This window comes from Rhizobium sp. CRRU65, assembly GCF_048551595.1.
GTDB classification, from domain to species: Bacteria; Pseudomonadota; Alphaproteobacteria; order Rhizobiales; family Rhizobiaceae; genus Rhizobium; species Rhizobium leguminosarum_J.
Window position 1 is genome coordinate 645,746 of sequence record NZ_JBLYZH010000002.1, and the last position, 6,000, is coordinate 651,745.

General features: G+C 55.4%; 5 protein-coding genes. All 5 read left to right on the top strand.

Annotated features, from left to right (window positions below):
* The first annotated feature begins 479 nt into the window (after positions 1 to 479).
* The 5 genes from ACM5SV_RS06320 (at position 480) to ligD (ending at position 5,262) form a co-directional block, all read left to right on the top strand.
* Complete coding sequence (locus ACM5SV_RS06320) at positions 480 to 752, top strand: DUF6894 family protein (RefSeq protein ID WP_017996648.1); 273 nt, start codon at positions 480 to 482, stop codon at positions 750 to 752.
* A 133-nt stretch (positions 753 to 885) separates the two neighbouring features.
* Positions 886 to 1,611 (top strand): Crp/Fnr family transcriptional regulator, encoded by a 726-nt coding sequence (locus ACM5SV_RS06325; RefSeq protein WP_222005562.1) that lies wholly within the window; start codon positions 886 to 888, stop codon positions 1,609 to 1,611.
* Positions 1,612 to 1,892: 281 nt separating this feature from the next.
* The gene (locus tag ACM5SV_RS06330; RefSeq protein WP_017996646.1) at positions 1,893 to 2,273 is read left to right on the top strand and encodes a hypothetical protein; all 381 of its coding nucleotides are present in this window, start codon (positions 1,893 to 1,895) and stop codon (positions 2,271 to 2,273) included.
* Between the two features lie 526 nt (positions 2,274 to 2,799).
* Positions 2,800 to 3,765, top strand: a complete 966-nt coding sequence (locus ACM5SV_RS06335; RefSeq protein WP_419425162.1) for a sterol desaturase family protein — start codon at positions 2,800 to 2,802, stop codon at positions 3,763 to 3,765.
* Positions 3,766 to 4,209: 444 nt separating this feature from the next.
* On the top strand, positions 4,210 to 5,262 hold the full coding sequence (gene ligD, locus ACM5SV_RS06340; RefSeq protein ID WP_003553081.1) for a non-homologous end-joining DNA ligase: 1,053 nt from the start codon (positions 4,210 to 4,212) through the stop codon (positions 5,260 to 5,262).
* Positions 5,263 to 6,000 lie beyond the last annotated feature (738 nt).

The following is a 6,000-nucleotide window of genomic DNA, read 5'->3' on the forward strand; positions in this document are numbered from 1 at the left end:
GGGGGGTGGTTTCTAGGCAGGAACGCATCGTGGCGTTGCTACAACTACTTTACATAGCCCTCCTACGTGAGCAATGAATAATATTACTTTCCACAGGTTCGCTCAGAAATTAATCAAATATCGTACGATTTCGCTCAGAAGGACAAAGTCTCTTCAAATTACACGCGCACTGAGTATTATTCAGTAGGCCGCTCAGCGATTACTTGCTAACCCCAAGCATAATGTCTCCTGTGCGTTGGGCGGCCTCCTAACCTCTGATCGGCTTCGCTGTCGCGAAATCCATGCCTTGACCTGCCCTTCCTTGAGTAGCTTCTGACGGATCTCTTCATCATTCGCTCGCAGTGACGCCGATGACCGCGCGCAATGCGCCTTCTTTAGAACGTGATCACATGCGATGATGGGACATCATCCGCCATCGACCCAGGCGCGGATGGCTAAGAGAACCCGATTGCTCTTGCCTGTACAGGAGCAATGGCTGGATGGCTCGCTACTTTTTCAACGTTCATGACGGCATCTCGATTCCGGACACTCTGGGCTCGGAGCACCCGGACCTGCAGAGCGCCCGTACCGAGGCTGTGGAGACCATAGCCGAGCGGCTGCGGGGCGCTCTGTTGACGAAGGGTGACGTTTCTGCGTGGCTTATGAACGTCACCGATGAGCGCGGCTTTACCGTCATTGTTCTATCCTTCACGGCAGCCGTCCAAATCGTGGATCATGTAAATGTCGCTGTGCAAGTGCCTGGCGCATTGTAGAAATGTCAAAACCGCACAGACGGCTTAGCCCCTCTTGGCCTGTACTAGTGCTTTGACCCATAAGCTTAACATTGCTGACGCGTCCCCGTGACGTCGACATGAGATCGGGCTCAATCCCGCCGGAGGCTGGGCTATGTCCGACTTTTCGCAGTCTGATGTTCGAAACCTACTTCTGAGAGCGCTCGAGCCCGAAGCGTTCGATCTGCTGCGGGCCGCGATGCAGCCGGTAGCGCTTCCGGTGAAATTGGAAGTGATCGCGCCGGATGTGCCAAGTGAGGCCGCCTACTTCCTGGAAAGCGGCTTGGCATCAGTCGTTGCCACCAACTCCGATGACGAATCCGTGGAGGTCGGGCATGTCGGATATGAGGGCATGGCAGGGTCTCATGTGCTGCTGAAGGTCAACCAGACTCCGAACAGGACCTTCATGCAGGTCGAGGGGCACGGAATTTCGGTGCCGGTATCCGCGCTTCTTTCCATGGCGGAACGGGTTCCGTCGGCCAACGACCTGCTTCTCAGATATGCGCATTGCTGCGATTTGCAGCTTGCCCATTCCGCCCTTGCCAATGCCCGCTACAACATGCCTGAACGGCTGGCGCGATGGCTGCTGATGTGCCACGACCGGCTGCGGGACAAGAATCTGCCTCTCACCCACGAGTTCCTCTCGCTTATGCTCGGCGTCCGGCGTGCGGGGGTCACCAATGAAATTCACATCCTCGAGGGCGTGCACGCCATCAAGGCCACGCGCGGGAATATTCGGATCCTGGACAGGCCGAAGCTGGAGGAGATAGCCGGTGGCTCCTATGGTGTTCCTGAGCGCGAATACGAACGGCTCGTCGGATTTCCCATCAGGCAGGCTTGAGCTCAGAAAAAGCTGCAGCTTCTCTCATGCGTCGCTGCAACTGGTTAGGCCTGCGGGACGGGGACGAGCTGACATCAGCCATAGCAGATAGTTCAGCGATAAACATTTCCCGAACGTAGTGCTGCCGTTCGCAATGCCTCGATTTGATATCTCTCGCAGAAGTACGCCGCCGTCTTGTTGTAGATGTAGCGGCCACAAAACTGGTACGTGACAGCCGCCAACTTGTGGTTCATATGAATTGGATGACAATGTTGCTTGTCAAAACTCGGAGAGAATGGCGCATGCGTAGAATTCTATTAACTGGACTATCCGTATTGTTTCTCGGAGCGCAAGCTATTGCTGCTACCGCGATGACTGGAAAAGAGCTTCAAGCTCTGCTTTCGGACGGCAAGGTGATTGTGCTGGGCGGGCCAAAAGAAGGCTACAACGGCGAGCTTTCGGTTCTCAAGGACGGTACCGCACATGGTTCGGTCAAACTCGATTCCGGAGATGTGATCACCATTGACGGCGTGTGGCACATTACTGGCAACAAGTTCTGCCGCACGTGGAAGGGCGGAACGGACGCTGGGAAAGAGGTATGCGAGACCTGGAATAAAACAGGTCCTAAGTCGGTTACCGTGTTGAACGGAAAAGAGAATATCGGCAAGAACTCCTGGAAGTAGTGTCGAGCAAAGGCGCTATCAAAGCTCGGCCGCCTCTAGCTCCACCTGAGCACCTGTTCCTGTTCGTAAGATTATGAGGGAAGTGCTCTAAGCACCACCAACGAGTCGGCCCAGAAGGGGGCGGGATTGTCGGTGTCGCTCATCCAACCTCCTGGAGTGTCGAAGCCGATGGGCCGAAACGCCAAAAAAAGCCCCGCCTTAGGTAGGACGGGGCGAGTTTGGGTTGCGGTGGGCCGCACATTGAAGTGTAGGGTGGCTGCCATATCAAATCTCTGCACGACCCGACTCCTTACGATCGGCGGAGCCGAATTGTTCCCTCCCGACAGATTTTTTATCGGCCTTGCGGCCGGCGATGTGATTCCAGCAGTTTTCATAATACTCCTCGACCCTCCGGCATACCTCCCGGGACTGCACTTCCACCGCTGGCAATACATCAAAAGGACGCCCCCTGATCGTCCTTTGAGCAATCTGGCAAAAGCGCATCGTCAGGACTAAGCTGTACGAGTTCGTGTTTTGGAGCAGCGCCATGGAGCTGGTCGTCGAATACTGCCTGCACAAGCTTGGAGGCTTTTTTTACAAAACTTACTATCTCAATGGTGAGGCAATGGCGCTCAGTTTCGCCATTTCCATTGGCCTGGTTCTGACGGTTTTCGCGGTGGAACTCACCTATGTGGGGTTCGGCAATTCCGGATTCCGTCGGGTTTTCTTCGAACGCAGCAAATCCACAATCACCGATATCGTCTATTTCGTCCTTCAGGCGACGGGAATGATTACGCTATTCGCGGCGCTTGCGTCATTTGGTTTGTCCTATGCCATCACCCACGCGGCTCAGGATGCCCCCCACCTGGACCTTGCCGGGAGGCTGCCAAGCTGGGCACATGTTCTCTTGTTCCTAGTGCTGTCAGACTTCTTGAGCTACTGGCAGCATCGGTTGATGCACCGGCTGCCCGTACTATGGCGGCTGCACGAATTTCACCACGCAGCCGAAGAGTTCAACGCGCTGACTTCGTCGCGGGAGCATCCGCTGGAGAAGGCCATAAACATGGCCATCATGGTCGTTCCGGCGCTGCTTATCGGCCTGCCAACGGCCGAATTCGCCTTCGTGACCATCACCTTTGGCGCCATTGGCCTGGTCAAGCACAGTGCCATTCCCTGGCATGGCTGGTTTGGCAAATACGTGATCCAGTCACCACGCGACCACTTCATCCATCACTCCCGAGTGCGGGAACATCACGACAAGAATTTCGCCAATTATTTCCCGATCTGGGATCATTTGTTCGGCACCTATTACGAGGGCGATGCAGACGGTGCAAAGCTCGGTCTGGACCGCGACTACTTCAACCAAACCGATCCGTTCCGTGAAAGCATCGCCACGGAAATCCGTTTCTTCCAACGCGCGGGGCAAGCTGCCAAGGCCAAGTGCGGCATAAGCCTCATAAGCGGAAAACCTGCCTCGCCGCAGGGGCTGTCGGGCCCGGAAGAGCGCCGGTAGCGCGAAGTTGGCATCGCTCTGTTGTGATAAGCGGCAGCTTTCGGGAATCCACGAACTGGCTCCGAATGACAGGAATGGGTCGATTCCAGCCGCCGCTTCCGCTCCAACGAACCCGGGTTTAATGCGTTGATGTGGAGCCGATCGCAAAGCCGTTAGAAGGGCCCGCATAATAAATACCCGTGCAGAAACCTATAGCCGATAAACTGTCGGCCCTCGGGCTCAAACATATCAACATGGTCGGTAGATACGCACCACACTGCCGGATTTGTCGCACGTGGGGAACTCCGACCGCTGCGCGATCCGTCAATCCCCGATGGGCATGGCGCGTGAAATCTTATGCAGGTATCTGCTCCGTTGCTACTCAGACCCCTTCTCGTCTTAGCCGAATGTCAATAACACTTATTAGGCAATTGCTTTTTAAGGCATTGCTGATGGGATGGCGGCATGACAAAGCCGCCAAAACCAAAGCCGCTCCTGGAGGATGCTGACAAGCCGGTTCGATCGCGGCCGCGCAAGCCGCGAAATCCTGCCCAGCCGAACCTCCTCCTCGACCCCATGCCGGATCGCATCGATCCATGCCTTGCTCTCCTGAAGCCGAAGCCGCCCAAAGGGCCGCAATGGGCCTTCGAAGTGAAATGGGATGGCTATCGCCTGGCAGTGCATATCGAGCCGACGGGCATTCGCATCCTGACGCGCGGCGGCCACGACTGGACGGATCGCTTCCCGGCAATTCAACAAGCGGCCCTGTGGCTTCCGGTTGGCACGGCAATCCTAGATGGCGAGGCCGTGGTTCTCGACGAGCAGGGCCGGTCGGATTTCGGCTTGCTGCAACAATCGCTGGGCGGGCGGGGCGGCAAGAAGAGGTCAAGCGACGCCATCTTCATGGCCTTCGATCTGCTCTATTTCGACGGTCACGACCTCAGAACTTCCGAACTCGACATGCGCCGGCATCTGCTCGAGGATCTAGTGCCGGCCTGCGAGCTGGGCAATATCCGGCTCTCGGAGGAGATCGAGGCCGACGGTGATCAGCTGCTGGCAAGCGCCTGCGAACACGGATTGGAAGGTATCATCGCCAAGCGCCGGAACGTGCCTTATCGCTCCGGCCGGCTCGGCGACTGGCTGAAAATCAAATGCGTCCAGAGCGACAGTTTTGTGATCGTCGGCTATGAGCGATCCACAGTTGCGCGAGCTGGGATCGGGCGGCTGCTGCTCGCCGCGCGCAAGGGAAACGAGCTCGTCTACGTTGGGGGCGTTGGAACCGGCTTCAACGAACGTTCCGCCGCGGAGCTCCGGGAGCAGATGGACAAGCTGATCATCAACAAGCCCGCTGTCGATACCGGGAGGAAGCGAAATGCCGTCTTCGTCCGTCCGGAGCTGGTTGCCGAGATCGAATATCGGGCCTGGACGCATGACGGGAAGCTACGGCACGCGTCTTATAAGGGGTTGCGCGAAGCCGCTGATCAACTGGCGATTTATGAGTTGGACGACATACGCTAAGGTCCAACACCGGCCAGTCGAATGCGTCTCGTCGCTCGGCAAACAGCCCCTCAGTCGTTGCTAGTAACTTCCACTTGATCGCTTCTGTTCGGCCTTTTGATTCTCTTGGCTAGCAAAACGGTCGACGAGATCCCACCGCTCAGCATCTTTAGAAAAAGTATATTGAAAAAGGTGAGGGAATACGCATTTCCGACAACTGTTGTCGAAGCGCCTGCACCGTAGATCGGCAAAGGGATGAGAATAATTAAAACAACGAAGGTGAGCAAATATACCAAGTCCGTTTTAAAAAAGTTTTTTAGATCGGCAACTATAATCTCTCGGCTCAATTGCGAGGAAATTATATAAACCGAAAACAATAGTGTCTTCACGACCGTAAAGGTGATCAGAGAAAACGAAAGACATGTGTAAAGGGCGACCTGTTCTGGATGGTTTTCGGCCAGCCATGGCAGTTCATAGTAGTATTTGGGTAGAATAACCAACATGTATCTTAGTTGCGGGGCGATGTAATCCAGTACGGATCCTCTGGTCAGCCAAAGAAACAAGATCGACATAGACAAATAGCCATATCGAGGGGCGGACCGCTAATATGGCTCTCATATCGTTTGATAAAGTTCTGATTTTGAAGGCGAAAGAAAAGATCAACCCCGGCAAAACTTTTAAACATCATTTACGTTCAGCCTTTTGCCCCGAAACAATGCCTGAAAAACTCGATCGGGGGCGGGCACTTCGTAGTGGGGG